The sequence below is a fragment of the Pseudarthrobacter sp. SL88 genome, assembly GCF_026672455.1.
GTDB lineage: Bacteria > Actinomycetota > Actinomycetes > Actinomycetales > Micrococcaceae > Arthrobacter.
On the sequence record NZ_JAPPRD010000001.1, the window covers coordinates 791,657 to 809,994 of the forward strand.

Sequence of the window (18,338 nt, forward strand, 5' to 3'; positions counted from 1 at the left end):
GCAGGCTTCCATTGACCGTACTGAGTGATACTGAGGCGAGGAAGCAACTTGAGGTCAGTTGCCCAGGGACGATGGTGCAACGGCCCGTAAATCCTGGTCAGTCCGATTTCGATCAAGCTCTAGGCCGGGCGGTATCAAGTTGGCAAGCATGGGCAATTGATCCCGAAACGCGCTTTCGCGGCAGCAGCGGCGGGGTGCTCACAGCTCTTGCCCAATGGGCAGTAGAGTCGGGGCGATCCACCCGGGTAATAGGGGCTGGCGCAGATTTGAACAATCCGCGCCAAAGCGTGCCGGTGGAACTGCATCGAGGCTCCGATTTTCTTCGCCAATCGGGGTCCAGATACGCTCCCGTCTCTATTGGTGGACTAGCCAAATCGACAGATCCCTCGTCAGTCGTGGTAGGCAAGCCCTGCGAAGCCTCGGGACTGCGCCAATTGATGACAGCCCGCGGACAATCTGAGATGCCCCTTATTTTCTCCTTCTTCTGTGCAGGCGTACCAAGTCAAAGGGCGACAGATCGTCTACTGAATGAACTGGGCATCCCAGCGGATTCACCCCTCCGGACCTTGAGATACCGTGGACACGGCTGGCCGGGAAGCTTCCATGCGGAGACACTCGATGGTGTGACTGCTTCGACCAGCTATGACGAATCTTGGGGTAAACAGCTTGGGCCGTCAATGCAGTGGAGGTGCAAGGTCTGCCCCGACGGTGTCGGTGAAAGTGCCGATCTCGTCGCCGGAGATTTCTGGAAAACCGATGAAAAGGGATATCCACTGTTCGCCAACTCCGAAGGAGTTAGCGCCTTGATAGCCAGAACGATGCGCGGCCATGAATTGATATTGGCCGCTCTCGAAAGCGGTGTTATAGGTGCCGAACCTCTTGAACTAAGGCACATTAGTTCAGTGCAGCCGTATCAGGTAGAACGTCGAGCTACGCTTTGGGCCCGACTTTTCGGCCGTCGGGTGGCTGGTTGGCAGACGCCGTCCTACCAAGGATTTGGACTCTTCCGCCAAGCGCTGGGCAGCCCCGCTCGATCCCTTCGATATGCATACGGTTCGTTCCGACGATCCTGGAAGCGGAGTCGGTCGCGCTTATGAGACGCACTTCGGTGAATGGGCCGAGATGAGGTCCGTCATACATCTTGCGGGCAACATAGCTCCTGTACTTGCTGGGCTCATTACCGCTCCGCTGACGGCTCGCTCCCTAGGTCCAGCTTCCAGAGGGGAGCTGGCCATTTTACTCCTCGTTGCAGTTTTGATCGGCCTCATAGGCGCTTTCGGGCTGGGACCTTTGGCCCGACAGGATGTCGCTGCGGACATGAGTCAGGCTCAAGGATGGAGTCGACGCGGGAGAAGAATTACGGCGTTTAGCTCGGGCATGGCAGCTGCCGTTGGGCTGCTTACGGGGTTGGCTCTCGGTCTTGCTTGGACGGAAACCGTTGCATCGGCGATTTACTTTGCTTTAGCTGGCATGAGTGCCAGTAAAGCCATCGATGCCAATATCTTGATCGTAGCAGGACGGACAAAGCACTTCGGAATAGCAAATTTGGCTGCGGCGGGGGTCATTTGTGGTGGAATTGTTACAGCGTTCTTGCTTGGTCAGCTCAGCCTATCAATTGTCATTGCACTAAACGCCGCTGCGCTCGTAATGCAAATGCTTTATATATCACTTCAGCGTAGACGTCTTCTACGGCTTGTTACCGCAACAGATTTTAGGGAGGAGGCCCTTCGGAAGTTGGTTAGGCGTGCGTGGCGAGCTTGGCGTTCACAACTTGTGGAAGCTGCATTGCTGCGCTCTGACAGCCTGCTCTTTATGACTCAGGCCGCTGTTAGTGTGGTCGGCTACTACGCCGTAGTAGCTCTGATACCTCAAATGCTCTATCAGGTTGTTCTGACCCTGATTCAACACTCCTACGCGAGTGCGCCATCTTTAAGGATTCGCCAGAGAACGACTGCGTTATGGCAGTTATGCACACTGATCAGCCTACCGATGGTTTTGCTGGGCGCCTCCGCGGGTTTCGTTCTTATCCCAGTCTTATTCGGTTCGGAGTTCAGCCCTTCCCTAGAACTCCTTGCACCTGCTTGCTGTATGGCTGTTTCTCTGGCAGGACTAGCCCCGGTTTTGCAGCACAACGCAATATCCCCGACGGGCGATGCGTGGTTCCCATTGATTTGTACCGTTGTGTTTTTCGCAGGCTGGGTAATCGGGGTAGCTCAAGGTACAACTGTTGGGGTCATCTCAATGTCTGCCGGCTTTGTGCTGGCGAGTTCTGTCTACGTGTATCTACTGAGCGGATCCCGGGCCTTTCGAGTTTCGCGCGGAACTTTTTCCGGCCTTTTCGGCCGCGCGAGCAGCTAAATCAGGGTGTTTTCGCTGACTATTCGTGGCGAACGATTTGCCGTCATTCATGTTCAGACGGCTGCTCTGATGACCCGGAGCGAAAGGATAGACCCTTCCGGTTGATTCAGGCTGTGAGGTTTGTTAACCGGGTGTCAGCTGTGGTCGAAAAGTGAGCCGTTTTGTGGGCGGCTGAGTTCAGCGGTCGTTGCAACGGTTTATGGTTCTATCGCCGGTGAAGTGAGTCTAGTCAGGTGCTCCATCGGGCTCTGCCAACCCAGGATTTCGCGGGGTCTGCGATTGAGTTCAGCGGCGACTCTGGTGAGGTCTTCGGGACTGTGGACGCCGAGGTCTGTTCCTTTCGGGAAGTACTGGCGGAGCAGGCCATTAGTGTTCTCGTTTGAACCGCCACTTAATCCGGTGTATTTCTGTGACCCGGCGAGCCCCTGGCAGTGTGTCTGCCGCGTGAAGTCTTGGTGGCAGGCCATTTCAGGGCTCTTCGCGGTTGGTGGGGAAATGAGTTCGTGTCGTTGAAGACAAGGGGGCCCGTGGCCCTGTTGGGATGAGTGTGTCTAAGCATTCAACCTGGAACAGGACCACGAGCCTTGAACGAGCCTACCGGGGCCGCAGCCGATGCTGCCACCATCCTTTTCAACCTGCCCGACTACCGTGTCATCTCCACGACCATGTCCGCTGGCCGACGTCAGGTCATCGTCGAAACTGAGGCGCTACCGGGCTGCCCGAGCTGTGGGGTCATCGCCTCCCGGCGGAAGGAACGCCGGCTTCAACGACTCCGCGATATTCCCGTTGCCGGGCCGGTGGAGGTGCTCTGGTCCAAGTACCGCTGGTATTGCGAAGAAGCGGCGTGCGACCGGCTCTCGTTCTTCGAATCGACACCGCAAGTGCCGCGCCGTGCCCGCTCGACGAGTCGGTTGCGGGACCAGCTCGTGGACGCGGTCATCCGCTCCGGCCGGGCCGTGTCGGAGACCGCCGCCGGGTTCGCGGTGTCCTGGTGGATGGTCAGGGCGGCACTGAATGAGGCCTGTCTGCTGCAGCTGCCTGACGTGGACAAGCTCAGCCCGCGGATGCTGGGCATTGATGAACACCGGTTCCGGTCCGTGCGCTACTTCCAAGACCCGACCACGAAGACGTGGACACGCTTCGAGCCGTGGATGACAACCATCGTGGACTTGGACACCGGGCAGGTCCTTGGCGTGGTTGACGGCCGTGACCACAAGGGTGTCGGGGACTGGCTGTTCGCCCGGCCCCTGCAGTGGCGCCTGGCCGTGCAGGTCGTCGCAATCGACCCCTCCGCGGCGTTCCGCAAAGCCTTGCGGATGTGGCTGCCCCGCACCGCGGTCGCCGTCGATCACTTCCACCTCATCTCGCTTGCCAACCAGGCCATGACCGAGACCCGGCAGAACCTCTCTCAGCAGGTCAAGGGTCGCCGCGGCCGGGCCATCGACAAGGCCTGGGCGCACCGCATGCTCTTGCTGCGCGGCGGCGACACCCTCACCTGCCGGGCCGCCCTCCGACTCGAGGAAGTGTTCGCGCTGGACGATCCAACTGGCACGCTCCAGGCCGTCTGGAAGGTCAAGGAACAGCTCCGGGCCCTGTTGCGCACCGGCTCTTTGGAAGACGCCGCAGCAGCGAAGGAGATACTCGTGGAACTGGTGAAGGCAGCCGCACGGCCGGAGACGAACAGGCTCTACCGCACCGTCTGCAGGTGGTGGAAAGAGATCGAAGTGCTGATCATCACCGGCGCCACAACCGGAAAAGTCGAGGCAAACAACACGGCAATCAAGAACATCAAGCGAACCGCCCGCGGGTACCGCAACGCCGCCAATTACAAATCGGTTATTCTCTTGAGAAGTGCCGTCCGGACGGCGGCATGACGCTCATTCCAGGGATCCATTTCCCCACGAACCGCGAAGAGCCCATTTCAGTGCCCTGATCCCCAAGTCAGGGAACGGCGGAGGTGTGACGGGAGCGGTCTCATCGAATCAAACTAGCCGATCGCGCAGGTTCTCAGCACCACGGTTCCCTGCCAAGTGCACGAGAATGATGAAGCGCGTGGTCCGTTCGATCAGTGTGGCGATGGCCGAGCGACCGCCCTTCCCAATTATTAGATCGCCCTCCCAATGCCCTGGTACTAGTCTGCCGATCACTTCCGCAGGCCGGTCTCGGATCATGACCATGTCCGGGAATCGCTTGGTCCGGTGTTCCTTCCGGCGGCGCGGCCGGCGGCCGGTCCGCCCGCTGCGCAGCGAGACGGCCGGGTCCACGGCCAGATCCAGGCTTCCTCGTCCGTACAGCGCTTGGTAAACAGTCTCGGGCACGACGTGCATCTCGGGTTGTCCCGGGAAATTAGCGCGTAGACGGGTGCTTGTTAACGCCAACCGAAAATAGGGCCAGTTTTGCCAACTGAAAACAGGGCCACGGGTTGCTGTTCTATTTTTGTGGTCCGGGGACATCCGTAACACTGTGTTGTCGGGAGATGGCTGACAGTCTAGCCATCACCAGGTGGTTTGGAGGGACGCCCTCGTTTGGCACCGCTGCCGTGGTAGGTGCCGACGGGTTCCAGCATAAGCTGGCGCAGGATTTCGCCGGTGCCGACGTGGTGAAATCATGACTTGTTCCGGGCCGTCGATGACCCTGACGTGTTCGCCGCTATATGCCTGACCGATGTTGATTTTGCGTCTGCGGAAGTTCACGGATCCGGCTGAGGAGACTTTCAGGACCCGAGGGGAAGAGCGGACGCGGCGGCCATCAGTCGGCGTAGCCTTCCTAGACACGGTGTAGACGGCGGCTGGCGTCTGTTGTTCCAAGGAACGGTGCGGCCTTTCGTGGTTGTAGTGCCACCGGAAGGCGTCACACAGATGTTGCAGGGCCTCGATGCTTGGTGCCGGGCCGTGGTCGGCGTAGTACTCCTTGAATGTGCGGTGGTAGCGTTCAAGTTTCCCGCAGGCATGCGGTGGCGGGGCCGGGCGTTCAGCTGGCTGACGCCCAGGGCTGCGAGTCGCTCCTGGAAGTGGACCGGTTTGTGGCCCTTGCGGGAACGGAACTGCAACCCGTTGTCGCTGATCAGCTGCCGGGGCGCGCCGTGCTCCAGGACGGCCGTCTCCATGGCCGCCCAAGCTGCCTGTGCCTGAAGCGACGGACTGCGTGGGCGCCGATGGCGAACCGTGCATGGTCATCGAGCAGATCCACAATCCAGGCCTTGGAACCATCAGCCAAGGCAACCTGAGTGCCGTCAATCTGCCACAGGTCGTTCGGGGCGTGCCGCTCGAACCGTTTCCACGCCTTCGGTGACCGGAGCTCTTGCCGGCTGACCAGTCCGTGGCGGCTGAGGACCCGATGAACCGTTGATACGGCAGGCACCGGATCCAGCCCCGCCTGTTTGAGTTTGGTCTGCAGAATCCGGGCGCCCCAACGCGGATTGTCCACCCGCAGCCGGACGATCAGCGACTCCACCTCGTCGGCAGTTTGCCCAGGAGAGTTTGTAGGAGGCCGAGAACGAGGCTGGAGACCCGAGGTTCCCTCTGCCCACAACCGCCGACGGTATTTGTAGAAACTCTGGCGCGAAATCCCGTACCGGCGGCAAGCTTCCGCCACGGAAATGCCATCACGGGTGGGTACCAATAGGATTTCGAGCCAACGGTCATTCACGCTCATCACTCTCATCTGATAAAGAGTGTCAGCGATGTCCCGCTAACGGACTGTCAGGGATGTCCCCGGACCACACATTTTCAGTTGGCGTTTCTGGCCCTATTTTTGGTTGGCGTCAACAGTGCTGATCTGGCGGGACTCCAGCGTTGCTTCAGATGTTCACGTACGAACTCTTGCAGCTCCGGGGTGGCTGCGATCTGGCCGGTCCGCTGGCGGCTCCGTCTACGCTCGGCACTCCGCTGAGCTGTCCTCGGACGGTAGTTGCCGGAGGGTTCGTGGGTGTTGCGGCGGATCTCTCGGCTCACCGTGGACGGACTGCGCCCGAGTTCCATGGCGATGGCTCGAATGCTCCGCCCGGCATGCAAGAGGTCCTGCGATCGTGATTCGTTCCGACTCAGAGAGAAACCGGGCGGAAATAACGACCGGCCTCTTATGGGAGATGGGAGCAACCTTTTTGATGTCCCCGGACTTCAGAGCGTGCAGCGTTCTTTGGAGGGGCGCCCCGGGACTTTCGTGGTCTTTTCATCTCTGCCAATTGCAACTCCTAAACGCTCAGGTGTTGCAACGACCACTAGACGCCAAGCCGTCACTATGGCTCAGTTTTCGACCATCACCGACACGACGGACCGGGAAGATCGCCGCCAACCCGGAGCTGCAGGAGTTCGTGCGCGAGCACCTACAGCAACGCTGGAGCCCCCGCCAGTCAGCAACCGCCTGCGCGCAAACTTTCCCGGACCCCGGTCATGCAGGTTGTTCCAGAGGCTGTGTAGCAAGCCGTTGAGTGGCGCCTCGGCGTGCCGCGTTTGAGCAAAGGAAAGACATTCACTGAGGAAACCGTGCGTGGCAGCGATTACCTCATTGCGGTCCGGAAAGCCCAGGACACTTGATGCTTATAGATTTGGCGTCATTTCCCGCTGGGAGGTTGGCCCTGTGGTCTTTTCGGGACAAGAGTCGAGTTCACTGAATCAGTGTTGCAGATCGCTGATAATCTTCGTTGCCTCGTGATAAGCCGACCGGCTCTCCGCGGCTTTTTGACGGACCACATTCGATGGGTGAATGGCCATTAAAACCTGACGAAGTGCAACATCGAACAGCACAACGGCCCCCCTAGGGAAACCCATGTACCGCTTTGCAAGCATGACACGATTCCTTATGGCCAAATGACGGCTGGGTCCATTGGCAGTCTGTTCCACAACGGCTCTCTGATCCACCACAACTGGAATTTTATGCTTGCGGCAGAGCTCTCCCAGAGCGACGTCCTCCATATACATGAAGAATTCCTCGGGAATGCCGCCGAGTTTCCCCCACGTGTCTAAGTCGATTAGGAATGCGGCTCCATCAACCCACCTCGCAGTACGCAGAGCAGAGGCGCCCGGACGTGTGGCGTGCTTTGGATATAAGAAGGGAAAGGTATAAAATCCCCCATTTGACCATGTGATTTCATTACCCCGTTTGTCAGCTGTGACAAGTCGTGGAGCCACAATGTGCCCCTGGGGATATGAACACGCAGTGGTCAACAGAGATTGGAGAGCATTGTCGCGGAATAGGGTCTCGTGTGTGCAAACCAGTATTTCGCTGGCATGGGGCATATTGTTAGAAACATACTTGATGCCATAGTTTACGCCTCCAGCGTACCCACGATTATCGCCGTCGCTTAACACGATTACTTGATCTAATTGCTCCCGGTCTAAAGACGCCGAATTATCCACTACAACTATTTGGTCGGCTGGAAGATGCTGTCGCAGATTCCGGACTGTTGCGGCAAGCGAGTCGGGACTCTTGTAGTGCACAACCACAACTGCCACTGAAGAATAGGTTTCCGTCATTTGGATCGCATCCTTGAGTTCAGTTCCGAGACGGTTCTAGCGGCCTGCGAGGGTTCGAGCCGCCAGAATTCACCTTTTATAATGTCCGCCTGGTGGTCGTCCGTGAACCGGTGGGCAATTATCTTGGCCGGATTTCCCGCTACGATGGCAAAGGCTGGAACGTCCTTGGTAACCACGCTGCCTGCCCCAACGACAGATCCCATGCCAATGCTCTTGCAGCCTGGGAGGATCGTAACATTAGCGCCGATCCACGCGTCATGGCCGATTCTGCACGAAGTTCGGTCTACGTCACCGTCGGCGTGCACGAGGCCGAGTGCTGGGTTGTAAAAAAGCGGATGCAGAGCCGCATGATTCAGAGGGTGTGCCGCGCCGAATCTTCGCACATTTGGTCCTACAGAGACGTAGTTCCCGATTGTTGTATGTCGATCGGCGTGACCAATGCTAAGTAGCGATCCGTAACTGAATTTGCCTGCCGTTACGCCGTGGTGAGTCTCCAGGATTTCGCGGAGGCTCAATGAGTACATATCGCCTCCTTCCAGCCGTACCACCAATCCTAGAAGGCGATTCTTGAACGGCGCGCGAGTGTAGGCCCGGCAAAGCAGCTTGCCGAGGACCGAACGACGCATGGCGTGTGCTTTTATGCTTTGCCCTGCGGGGTCGAGTTCTCTCGGCCGAGCTTCAAGTGTCCTACTTCCCATGGGAATCAGCCCCTATTTGGTCAGAAGGAAAAGCGGCAGCCATTCGGCGAGGAGAGTCGCGCTCTAAACGTTCGGCATCCTGCGCTGCTTGGCGCGTGGTTGCGGTCCTCTGACGCTTAGTTGGAAATTTGGCTCGAACAGTTAGTTCAGAGGGATCTTTATAACTGTAGTAGGTATACGAGTAGGCGTCAGGGCCTTTGACTGGCAGCCTGTTCAGAACCACGCCTAGGACGTTTGAACCAACCATTTCCAACGCACTCAGGGACTTCACCAGGTCCGGCTGTCGGATCTTCTGGGAGCCGATGACGACGACAACCCCACCCACGTGTTGCGAAAGAACAGCGGCATCGGTGACTGGTAGCAGCGGAGGAGCATCGATGATGACTGTGTCGAAGCTTTCTTCTAATGCGTTTATGAGGCTTTTCATTCCCTCGGATCCCAAGAGCTCACTTGGATTGGGTGGAATGGCACCTGAGGTAAGGACAAAGAGGTCATCATCGCCCCACGGCTGGAGCAGATCATCGATACCGGCAGTTCCGATAAGGGCCGTTGTGAGGCCAGCATTGCGGTCCAAGCCCAAGTATTCGTTCACCATCGGTCGTCTCAAATCGGCATCGACAAGACAGACAGAATTTCCCGCTTGGGCGATAGCGATGGCCAAGTTCGTGGCTGTTGTACTTTTGCCTTCTCCTGGCAGCGAGGAAGTAACCAAGATCGTTTTGGCGTGGCCAGCGATGTTGGCAAACTGGAGATTCGTACGCAACTGCCGAAAAGACTCGGCCCGAGGACTTTGCGCAGAAGCCTGCGTAAGTAGCGGATGCTTAGCGGCGGCATGGTCGAAAGCGATGCCTCCGAGGAGGGGGGCGGCTGTGACGCGGCGCAAGTCTGCTTCGCCGCGAATGCGGTTGTCGAGGTTAGACCGTAGAAGCGCGACAGCAGCCCCGATAGCAAGACCCGCGATAAGACCTATGACGAGATTCGTCTTGGTGTTTGGGGCTGACGGAGCAGTAGGTGCCGTCGCTGGTTTAATAATTGACAATCCCACGGGGGAGGTCCCGCCATTCTTGGGGCGTTCTAGGGAGTCAATCGAACTAATGAGGCTGTTTGATACGGCTTGCGCTATAGCTGCTGCCTGAACTGCTGACGCATCGGATACAGAGATATTGATGAGTACCGTGTTTACATCTGAACTGGCCTTCACCCGTGGGGCGAGCTGTTCCGGAGTGACGGACAGCCCTAAGGCGTCGATTGCTGGCTGAAGTACAAGCGGCGACCCTACTGTCTTAACGTATGACTGAACTCGCGCTTGACTAAAGGTGTTCCCTTGCTGGAGTTCGAGGACCGACCCCGAGCTTTGGATCGCAACAAATAGTTGGGTTTCAGCTGTGTATATGGGGGTGGCAAGGACTGATGCCCCGCCACCGAGTAGAAGACCCACTAGCGTCGATGCTGTGATCGTTGCCCAGTGACGCGTCAAAAGGCGCAGGTAGTCACGTAAATCCAAACCGGGGTCCCCCTGTGTCGAAATCCGAGGACAGCCTGTTGGCCTACCACCGGAACGGCAATTTCGTACGGTTAGGTCCAAGCTTACCTGTCGTTTGTTTCCATTCCGGACCTCTCATAGCAACGTGCTTCATCACTCGCGTAGGCCTTCAATGCAGAGCCAGCCACCGATTCTTGCCGACAGCTTTCGGTCGGCTACGACGCCGGTAAGTGCGTCTGGCGGCGGTTCATGGGGAGAGGCGCGGGCGGTTTACGTCGCGGGCAGGATTGAACCAGTGAAGAGACCCGTCCGTCGTAAGTCGCGTGACCCTGCGATATCTCCTGGAAAAGTGCCGCTTTGACCCGGGGGCCGTCGGTGACCTTTCGAGTTCGGGTTACCCTGTGGCGATGACTGGATGCCGGTGATGTAAGCCACAAGACTCAGTGATTAGCCGCCTTGCAAGCATAGCGGGACAGCAACGGCAGGCCGGATGTTTAAGGCGTTGGGACAGGGAAACGCGAAGGTAGCCGCGGCTGTCGCGGCGAGCCATTAGTCTCACCCCGGGCCGCACCTGCCTGCAAAGCTCAAAGGCTTGTACTGCTAACTACCCGGAAGGCTCTCATGCAGTAGCGGTTGGACGAACCCCAAAATTCAATGATCGGACCGTAAGTGCAAGAGGTGCGGGTTCGCCCCCCGACCATTATCTTTGACCGGGTCGATTTCCTATGTTCAGCGAGAGCATCATGAAGCTTGGCGTCGCTCGGCTGCTCCCGGCGTCCGCAGTGCGGACGTTCAAATGCTGCTGGCAGAAGACCCTACGGCAACCGCTAACGCTCACGTCAGTCCGAAAGTTCCGCATTCTGAGGCCTCCTAGGGTGGGACTCTCGATAGAGCCTGTAATTGATGCTCATCGGTATAACTTCCGGCGTGATATTCAGTGACCAACTTGTCAAAAGGTCAGTCACATGGTTGGGTTCTGTGAGAATGAGAGCACTGCTTACCAATGGAGGTTCTTGTGGCGTTCACAGATTTTGCCCTCGCTTTGTGCGCCCTGCTGGGCACCTTAATGATTCCTTTCGCTGTTCTCTATCAGATGCTGCGGTTCAAGCGCCGTGCTCTCACCATTCCGATCCGGCCTGCACCCCGAGGTAACCAGCGCTGACCATGCCTTATGTCGACATCAATCCCCACAAAGGCCGGCCGAAATGGATTGGTTATGCCATTCTCACCGTTCTGCTGATCCTTACGGTTGCGGTGGTTTCATTCTCGCTCACTCGCTTCTAGTTAGACCGTGTGGCCGAGCGAACTCGATGAAGCACCTAGACTTGCTCATTGAACTAGTGCTGCAGAACAGTTTGCCGAGCGTCCGGGGGGACAGACATGCCACAACCGGCGGATCAGAATGCAGGCGCCCCAGCAGAAGATGCAGGGCAGCCGCAGTTGCGCCGACGCCGCGACGTTCGTCGCGCCGATGGCCCAATTAAGGATGCCTGGACAGGAACCATGCCAGCCATAACCCCCAACACGCCTCGCAAGAACGACGCCAGCGGGCCGGCGACGCGCCGTTCGTCCTGGGCCGAAGCGGCGGCAGCGGCCGACGCAGCTAAGCCCGTCGCACCCGGGCCAGCGGCCCCGACGCGGCCACCGGTTTCTGCGCAAACCGCAGTTCGAGCCGACGTCCCCATTTCCGCTGTACCCGTTGACGCCACCGCTGCCGGAGCCGAAAAGGAAGTCTCCGCGCCGCCGTCGGCCATTGCCCCTGATGCTCCGTCCTTCCGCCGAAGCCGTCCGACAGTGGCTGACGCCATCGCAGGCAGTCCTGCGCCTGACTTCATCAGCGCTCCCGGCCTGTTCGTTAAGGAGCAGAAACCGCGGCCCGTCGGCGGTTTCCGCGGCGCCATGTACAAGCTGACCGGGGGTTCCTGGAACATGGGACCTGGACCCAAGCAGCGCCAGGAGGACGAACTTGCCCGCCGTATCTCACGGCAGCTTCAGGGCAGCTACAACACCGCCATCCTGAGCCTTAAGGGCGGCATAGGAAAGACCTCCACCACTGTGGGCGTCGGCCTCACTCTTGCCGAATTCCGTGGCGATGCGCCTTGCGCCATCGACGCCAACCCGGACTCGGGCGACCTCGTGGAGCGCGCCTTGGGAGAGGGCATTTACCAGCAGGCCAGTCCCCGGACCATCACAGACCTGCTCGACAACATCGAGTCCATCGACTCCCTGACCGCGCTGGCCCGGTACATGCACCACGCTGGCCGGCTGCACCTAATTGCGGGGGAGCAGGACCCGGAAGTCTCGGACTCGCTCACCGCCGAGGAGTATCTGCGGATCCGGAAGCTCATCTCCGGCTACTACTCCATTGCTCTCACCGACTGCGGTACGGGCGTTACGCACAATGCGATGAGTGGGATTCTGCAATCGGCGGACAATCTCGTCATCGCAGCAGGCTATGCGGTGTCAGGCGCTAAGCGTGCCCGCAGCACACTGCAGTGGCTGGCCGGCCACGGATATGAGGACTTGGCCCGGAACGCCATTGTCGTGATTACCGACAAAGACGAAGTTTCGTCCAGGGTGGACAAAGAAGCTATCGAAGAACACCTCTCGGGGATCTGCCGCCAGCTCATTGCGGTTCCGCATGACCGAGGTGTTGCAGACGGTGACTTGGTGACCCTAGACGTTCTGAAGCCGGAGACCCGGCGGGCGTACAAGGAAATTGCCGCCGCGATCGTGGACGGGTACCAGTAGAGGACGAAGTCTTCACTAGCGCTGTGCCCCAAAGACGAGCAGCTACTACCGTGGAAATTTGCTGAGCAGGATTCTAACCTCGCAGCATGTTGGAAGCCGGCGCTGGCGTCGTCAAGACAACCAGGGGCTGACGGAAGTTGCAGCCTTCACTGCACCATCAATAGGTTGGCCGTGGTGCTGCTTCCGGTGATCGGTTTCAAGACAGGGGCGGGCAAACTTGGCTTGGTAAAGGTAGCGGGGGACCAGCCTTCCGGGCCGGAGGAACACTACCTGATCAGCTGAAAATCTTTTTTGGGCGCGACTTGTCCGTCGAAGGATGGGGTCTCCTTGTCATGGGCTGCCCTGTTGACACAAATCCTGCGTATCGTCAACCGCAGCTGAGGCGAGAACGGTATGGCAGTCATGGCGCAACGGTTAGGGCACCACGGGCGAGGTCATGAGCTGCAGGGTGAGCACATCGACGGTCCCTCAAACCGAGGACTAAGCCCGGATATTTGGGAGGCGGGAGGTATCTGAGATGACAGCGGAACCGCTGGGGCTTGCCGGTGCCACCGATTGCCGCCGCGGATCCACCCCGCGGGATCTAATTTTCCACATAGACGTCGCAGTAATGGGTGGGCGACCCTATGGCCCACGGTCCACGGGGTGTAATCTCTGGAGGCAAAAGTATGTCCGCTGACTCCGGGCATAGCAATTCCGACTTCGACCTCGCTCCAAACCCGGTCTTCGTTTCTTCTGGCGTGCCTCGCATGGACTCAAGCTGGGCGAAGACGCTGCGAGGTGTTACACCTGTGGGTTTTACGACCCATAGTATTAGTGACATGAATATTCGGGGGAAAGTCCAGACGATTGAGAGCGTCGTCCGCGGGAGAATTGCCGGACACAAGCACATCCGGTTGGGCCGTGCAGCGAAACTCCGTCTGTCACGCGGGTCCATAACCACTGGCGGCAAGGTGACCATTGGGAGGGGGACGCTCGTTGGCGTGGCCGGTGGCGCCGAACCTGCTTCCCTTCACATCGGCGCTGGGACTCGAATTGGCGCACAATCGGTGATTAATGTTGCCAGCAGTGTCACCATTGGGGAGTACTGCGAGTTCTCCTGGCGCGTCCAGATTCTTGACACCGATTTCCACAGAATCACTTACGCAGATGGCAGACAGTCCACTAAAACACGGCCCATCAAGATCGGAGACCACGTTCTAATTGGCACAGGGGCTATCATCCTAAAGGGTGTGACCATCGGAGATGGTGCTGTTATTGGTGCTGGCTCCGTGGTCAGCAAGGATGTTCCGGCAAACGCTGTCGTTTCCGGCAACCCTGCGGTTGTTCGCGGGAGCATCTCTAACTGGGTCTAGATTGGGCTGGCGGCGATGGTCGCCGAAACAGGCCTTGCCGTGTTCGACGAGTGAATTCAAGTAGAAGGTCACAAGTTCGCACTGCCGTTCCCTGCCTTGCCGGAGCAGTAGCGGCCGATACGGCGAGGCAAACTGGGGGCTGCGTGGTTGGTCCGAGGTTCTTTAAACTCGTACACGGGCACGTGAGTCAACTCTGGGTGTGCAGACCGCGTCCGCTTAGCCTGATTTACTCGCTTTGCTGGTCAGGAAATCCAAGCTGCACTAGGCGCCCGGCCTATCGGCAACTTCGAGGCATACTGTGGCGCCTGCGTTATCCTGCCGGTGGCATCGGGGCCTTTCGAGAGTGCGGCCCACGGCGACGGTAGAGATATTGTCCGCACCGTTCACCGTCTAGGGAGTTCACATAGGCGCAGTTTGGCCGAGGGGCTGGGTTGCCGGTTATTCGAGTGATGCCTGGCTTGTAGATACGTCAGCCAACGGCCGATAACGCGGTAGCCCTCGCTCCGCCGTCGAACCTGGAACACGGCGATTTGGAGGGGTGGGATATTCTTACGCCCGTGCACAAAAATGGGGAAGATCTGCGTTGGGTAGCTGCAGCTGCCGTCACCACTTTGATCATGACTCTATTGTTCTTGTGGCAGCCACTTGTTGGTGCCGGCTTGATGGGAATAGGCCTGTGGGGCGTCTTGCTTTGGAAGCGCCCTGCATGGATGTTCCACCTGACCTTTATTGCAGCTTTCCTTGCACTTCCCGCCTTCGTCCCACGAACCCTGTCCACGCCGGTGGGAGGGCTATTTCTTTTCGAACCATTCCTGATCGGCGCTGCCATTCTCGGCTTCTCCCGGCGGGGACTCGTCTTTCCACGGGCCCTTCTTTTCTTCATTGCGGCTGCGGCGGGCGCGGTGCTAATCGGGATCGAGAAAGGCAATTCCAAGATCCCATTGATCAGCGACATCAGGCCGCTGATCGATGTGCTTCTGGGTGTTCTGGCAGGTGCCAACGTCCTGCGGTTTACGACACTCCATTTGCTAGTCCGCACTAGCAAATGGATTCTATGGGCTTCCTTGTTTGTCACACTGGCCGGCTCCTTGGGTGGCCTTGAACTCACCGGCCGAAGTGAAGTGGCTTCGTTGGTTGGGGCGTCAGTCGGAGCCGAGAGGCTCATCACGCCGGCAACGTACTTCGCCCTTGCCGTCGCCTGCGCTGCGTTGGCCATGCTTGCAACTCATAAGGTAACGCTCCGCCAGGTGCTGCCGCTGGCGCTCCCTGCAATCGCCATCATCTTCCTGTCGTTCAGCCGAAACAACATCCTAGCTCTGGGAATTGCCCTCCTCTGGGCGTTCTTGGCGGCCGGTTCATTAGGTCAGAGAGTGGCGGGGGTGGGGCGGCTTTTCGGCCTTGCATCGGCCGGAGCGCTGGCCGTGACCGCCGCAGTAACACTTTTCAATATTCCATGGCTCCAGGAACAGTTGGACGGCTTTAACGAACGGGTCCTCGGCGGACTCAGCGGTAGCGGTCTGGAAACGGACGGCTCCGCGCTCTTCAGAGTGGACGAGAATGCGCAAATTCTCCCGATGATTGCCCAAGCTCCTTTCCTTGGCTATGGCTTCGGCGCGGCGTACAAGGCCCCCTACGGCCCGAGTGACTATTTCACCGCCACCACCGCGCCCTACTATGCCCACCAGTACTATTACTGGCTGCTGCTAAAAGGAGGCATAGTCCTGTTGGCTGCTTTCGTGCTGCTGGTTGCCATTCCGGTATTCAAGTCTTTGCGTGGAAGCAAGCCCAACTTGGCGATCGCCGCCGCCGTGACCCTTGCCTTTTCGGTCGTATCCACCGTTGCGCCTATGCCTAACGGCTTTCCTACGGGCCTGCTCTTTGGCTTGATGCTTGGTACCGCATACTACTTTGACAAAGAACAGAGTGACGTCAAGGATGTGACCGGAACTGCGCACAAGGCCCTACCACTGACCGATGCCCGCCCCAACAGACGGACTTTGCCTTAGAGGAATCCGATAGAGGTTCTGGATGCTGTTCACCGCGATACCGCTGGTACCTGAGCCGATGGGCTAGTCGTGTTTCTGGTACGGCCGCTGTGGAATAGATTTGGCCACGGCTGGCCCTCAAGTTCTTGATAACTGTCAGCTTGCTGGGATCGGTACGGCACTGAGCGCTAATCTTTCTTTGCGGTGCGCACGCTGTCAGGCTCATGCGGTGCTGAGATTAAATTGGTCCTGCCTGTCCTAAGACGTCGGCATTGGTTCTAGCCCCCGTGACGTCAAACACCACTTCTTGACCAAGTCTTGAGCCTAGCCACCGCTTTGCCTTGAACTGGCCCGCAGAAGTTGGGGGAACGCTCTCACGGCTCAGGGCAGGGGCCCCGTGCTCACCTGTGCCGCCATGCTCTCCGCCGGCTTCCTCTTCGCAGCACCCGCCGCGAACGCTGCGTCCCCGGCAACGGCCCGCACCATCGTCCCGGCCTCGCACACCGACGGCACGGCAGTGCCGGCGTCCACTACTTCCGTGTCCGCCCTCCCGGGCCAGACCGGACAGCAGCTCGCCCGCCACCGCGTCCCGGCCAAGGGCCGCGCCCTCCTCGAAGCACCCGCAGCCGCGGCCCTCACCCTGGACGCACCCGTCACTGCGGCGGACCTCACGGCACACGAACTGGTCCTCACCCTGGACTACCTCCACGCCGTCCAGAATGTCGGCACCGCCGCCACCCTGAGCAAGGTGGCCGTCGCCACCGGCGGCACCGAAGCGGCCCCCGCCACCGTGGCCCAATTCCTGGCCCCCTCCGTGCCCGCCGTCCTCATCCCGGTGCCGGCCAATCCGCCGTCGCCTCAGCCACCGGTCCACTAGCCACACGGTGATTTCAGGGATGGGCCTTCACAAGGCAACCTTTTACTCAATGTGCCCGCGCGGCTACCCCGAATTTCCTTAGGGGACAGGGCAAGGGGACGCTGAGCCAAGAGGTGGCCGTGGTGCGGGGCCCCGGAACCCGCAGCGCCGCCGTCGTACGTCCCTGCTCGTGTGAACGCCGGCGAGCGGTGCCAGGGCAGGTATAGCGGCAGGCAAAAGTGAAGTATCGGTCCACTCATCACAGGCGCGGATCGAGCGCTTAGCCTTCAACCATGCTGAGAATCGTGAAGCAGATCCTGCGACCCAAACCGACCTGCAGGTACTGCGGGCTGGCCCTGCTTCCAACGCCGTCTGCGGTGTTCTGCTCCCGCGACTGCTATGACAGCTACCAGTACTGGGGTGACGCGTCGGCGCACCGGCTGTAGCGCGGTTCCACGCGCGGGAATGCGGCTGTCCGCGGGCCTGTTGCGGTGGGACTGCAGGTTCGTTTTCGCTGCTCATGCTCGTTGACGCGCACGCTATCTGGGCCGCGGTATGGATTTTGTGCGCCGAAAGGAGCTTCCCTTCGCAAAACTGCTAATCATGCTTAGTATTGTGGAGCGCGGGCTGCCCGCTGGGGGCAGAGCACCCGCGCTGCACCGGAGGTTTTTCAAGCATGGACAACCAGATGCGTCCCCTCACTGACGAAGAACTCCTGCAGGAGCAGGCCACCGCACTGCCGGACAAGGAAGTGGCATCGGTCCTGGACCTGAACGCGGACCTGGATCTGGGCATCAATGCCGCCGCGCCCATCGACCTCGCCGTCGCCGCCAACGCCAACGTGGCCGCGCCCATCGACGCCGCAGCTTCGGCCAACATCCTCTCCTACGGTTCGGACGCGCAGGCACTGTCCACCCAGGACGCCGCGATTGACCAGGGCATCACCGCTGACGCCACCGCCGAATCCCAGCAGGACAGCGTGATCGGGCAGGGCGACGGCGCAACTGACACTGATGCCGCCGGCACGGGCACCGCGGACGCAGGCACCACGGACGGAGCGGCAGATGCTGTCTCCGCATTGCCCGGCACCGATGCCATGACCGACCCCGTAACCGACGCAGCCGGCGCCCTCAACGGCAACCTGCTGAACGTGGACGTGAACCTGGACGCCGACGCCGCCATCGCCGCGCCCATCAACGGTGCCGTGGCCGCGAACGCCAACGTGGCCGCACCCATCGACGCCGCCGTGGCCGCGAACATCGGCTCCATCGACAGCCAGGCGTACGCCATCTCGGACCAGAGCGCCACCATCTCGCAGCACATCGACGGCGCCGCCGACGCCACCGCCGGCCAGCAGTCCGACCTGCAGCAGTAAGCC

Annotated in this window: 14 protein-coding genes and 4 pseudogenes; 9 read left to right on the forward strand and 9 right to left on the reverse strand. The window is 59.5% G+C overall.

All coding sequences use genetic code 11. The features are described from left to right. The first annotated feature begins 71 nt into the window (after positions 1-71). Positions 72-1,097 (forward strand): Coenzyme F420 hydrogenase/dehydrogenase, beta subunit C-terminal domain, encoded by a 1,026-nt coding sequence (locus OVA06_RS19745; RefSeq protein ID WP_442793572.1) that lies wholly within the window; start codon positions 72-74, stop codon positions 1,095-1,097. A 280-nt stretch (positions 1,098-1,377) separates the two neighbouring features. Then, positions 1,378-2,358, forward strand: a complete 981-nt coding sequence (locus OVA06_RS03610) for a hypothetical protein (RefSeq protein WP_268156383.1) — start codon at positions 1,378-1,380, stop codon at positions 2,356-2,358. Positions 2,359-2,555: 197 nt separating this feature from the next. Here the strand turns inward: OVA06_RS03610 and OVA06_RS03615 are convergent. After that, a pseudogene (locus tag OVA06_RS03615) lies at positions 2,556-2,744 on the reverse strand (transposase); the annotation flags it as partial. A gap of 198 nt (positions 2,745-2,942) precedes the next feature. Here OVA06_RS03615 and OVA06_RS03620 point away from each other — a divergent pair. Next, positions 2,943-4,232 (forward strand): ISL3 family transposase, encoded by a 1,290-nt coding sequence (locus tag OVA06_RS03620; RefSeq protein WP_268156385.1) that lies wholly within the window; start codon positions 2,943-2,945, stop codon positions 4,230-4,232. A 43-nt stretch (positions 4,233-4,275) separates the two neighbouring features. Here OVA06_RS03620 and OVA06_RS19750 read toward each other — a convergent pair. From OVA06_RS19750 to OVA06_RS19765, 8 genes and pseudogenes are all read right to left on the reverse strand, one after another. Further along, positions 4,276-4,724, reverse strand: a pseudogene (locus OVA06_RS19750) (IS30 family transposase); the annotation flags it as partial. A 129-nt stretch (positions 4,725-4,853) separates the two neighbouring features. Next, on the reverse strand, positions 4,854-5,534 hold the full coding sequence (locus tag OVA06_RS19755) for an integrase core domain-containing protein (protein WP_442793517.1): 681 nt from the start codon (positions 5,532-5,534) through the stop codon (positions 4,854-4,856). After that, on the reverse strand, positions 5,422-6,012 hold the full coding sequence (locus OVA06_RS03625; protein WP_268156387.1) for a helix-turn-helix domain-containing protein: 591 nt from the start codon (positions 6,010-6,012) through the stop codon (positions 5,422-5,424). Before OVA06_RS03625 ends, OVA06_RS19755 begins: the two co-directional genes overlap by 113 nt. Before the next feature lie 128 nt (positions 6,013-6,140). Continuing rightward, positions 6,141-6,480: pseudogene (locus OVA06_RS19760) on the reverse strand (transposase); the annotation flags it as partial. Between the two features lie 491 nt (positions 6,481-6,971). After that, a complete protein-coding gene (locus OVA06_RS03630; protein WP_268156389.1) occupies positions 6,972-7,832 on the reverse strand; it encodes a glycosyltransferase family 2 protein in 861 nt (286 codons plus the stop codon). Then, complete coding sequence (locus tag OVA06_RS19665; protein ID WP_326493568.1) at positions 7,829-8,530, reverse strand: CatB-related O-acetyltransferase; 702 nt, start codon at positions 8,528-8,530, stop codon at positions 7,829-7,831. Before OVA06_RS19665 ends, OVA06_RS03630 begins: the two co-directional genes overlap by 4 nt. Continuing rightward, positions 8,520-9,575 (reverse strand): polysaccharide biosynthesis tyrosine autokinase, encoded by a 1,056-nt coding sequence (locus OVA06_RS03640; protein WP_442793573.1) that lies wholly within the window; start codon positions 9,573-9,575, stop codon positions 8,520-8,522. The genes OVA06_RS19665 and OVA06_RS03640 overlap by 11 nt, the downstream gene beginning before the upstream one ends. Positions 9,576-9,830: 255 nt before the next feature. Continuing rightward, positions 9,831-10,115 (reverse strand): annotated as a pseudogene (locus tag OVA06_RS19765) (Wzz/FepE/Etk N-terminal domain-containing protein); the annotation flags it as partial. 1,401 nt (positions 10,116-11,516) lie between these two features. Here OVA06_RS19765 and OVA06_RS03645 point away from each other — a divergent pair. From OVA06_RS03645 to OVA06_RS03670, 6 genes are all read left to right on the forward strand, one after another. After that, positions 11,517-12,764 carry a MinD/ParA family ATP-binding protein gene (locus OVA06_RS03645; RefSeq protein ID WP_268156392.1) on the forward strand — a complete coding sequence of 416 codons (1,248 nt, stop codon included), beginning with the start codon at positions 11,517-11,519 and terminating at the stop codon, positions 12,762-12,764. A gap of 821 nt (positions 12,765-13,585) precedes the next feature. Then, positions 13,586-14,119 carry an acyltransferase gene (locus OVA06_RS19670; protein WP_326493569.1) on the forward strand — a complete coding sequence of 178 codons (534 nt, stop codon included), beginning with the start codon at positions 13,586-13,588 and terminating at the stop codon, positions 14,117-14,119. Between the two features lie 710 nt (positions 14,120-14,829). Further along, complete coding sequence (locus tag OVA06_RS03655) at positions 14,830-16,125, forward strand: O-antigen ligase family protein (RefSeq protein WP_268156394.1); 1,296 nt, start codon at positions 14,830-14,832, stop codon at positions 16,123-16,125. A 376-nt stretch (positions 16,126-16,501) separates the two neighbouring features. Then, a complete protein-coding gene (locus tag OVA06_RS03660; protein ID WP_268156395.1) occupies positions 16,502-16,981 on the forward strand; it encodes a hypothetical protein in 480 nt (159 codons plus the stop codon). A 272-nt stretch (positions 16,982-17,253) separates the two neighbouring features. Beyond that, the gene (locus OVA06_RS03665) at positions 17,254-17,406 is read left to right on the forward strand and encodes a hypothetical protein (RefSeq protein ID WP_268156396.1); all 153 of its coding nucleotides are present in this window, start codon (positions 17,254-17,256) and stop codon (positions 17,404-17,406) included. Positions 17,407-17,636: 230 nt separating this feature from the next. Then, complete coding sequence (locus OVA06_RS03670; RefSeq protein WP_268156398.1) at positions 17,637-18,335, forward strand: peptidoglycan-binding protein; 699 nt, start codon at positions 17,637-17,639, stop codon at positions 18,333-18,335. The last annotated feature ends 3 nt before the right edge of the window (positions 18,336-18,338 follow it).

Bases quoted from the DNA above. Each gene is read 5' to 3' on its own strand.
- OVA06_RS19745 (WP_442793572.1), top strand. From the start codon at position 72: ATGGTGCAACGGCCCGTAAATCCTGGTCAGTCCGATTTCGATCAAGCT.
- OVA06_RS03610 (WP_268156383.1), top strand. From the start codon at position 1,378: ATGGCAGCTGCCGTTGGGCTGCTTACGGGGTTGGCTCTCGGTCTTGCT.
- OVA06_RS19755 (WP_442793517.1), bottom strand. From the start codon at position 5,534: ATGACCATGCACGGTTCGCCATCGGCGCCCACGCAGTCCGTCGCTTCA.
- OVA06_RS03625 (WP_268156387.1), bottom strand. From the start codon at position 6,012: ATGAGCGTGAATGACCGTTGGCTCGAAATCCTATTGGTACCCACCCGT.
- OVA06_RS03630 (WP_268156389.1), bottom strand. From the start codon at position 7,832: ATGACGGAAACCTATTCTTCAGTGGCAGTTGTGGTTGTGCACTACAAG.
- OVA06_RS19665 (WP_326493568.1), bottom strand. From the start codon at position 8,530: ATGGGAAGTAGGACACTTGAAGCTCGGCCGAGAGAACTCGACCCCGCA.
- OVA06_RS03645 (WP_268156392.1), top strand. From the start codon at position 11,517: ATGCCAGCCATAACCCCCAACACGCCTCGCAAGAACGACGCCAGCGGG.
- OVA06_RS19670 (WP_326493569.1), top strand. From the start codon at position 13,586: ATGAATATTCGGGGGAAAGTCCAGACGATTGAGAGCGTCGTCCGCGGG.
- OVA06_RS03655 (WP_268156394.1), top strand. From the start codon at position 14,830: ATGTTCCACCTGACCTTTATTGCAGCTTTCCTTGCACTTCCCGCCTTC.
- OVA06_RS03665 (WP_268156396.1), top strand. From the start codon at position 17,254: ATGCTGAGAATCGTGAAGCAGATCCTGCGACCCAAACCGACCTGCAGG.
- OVA06_RS03670 (WP_268156398.1), top strand. From the start codon at position 17,637: ATGGACAACCAGATGCGTCCCCTCACTGACGAAGAACTCCTGCAGGAG.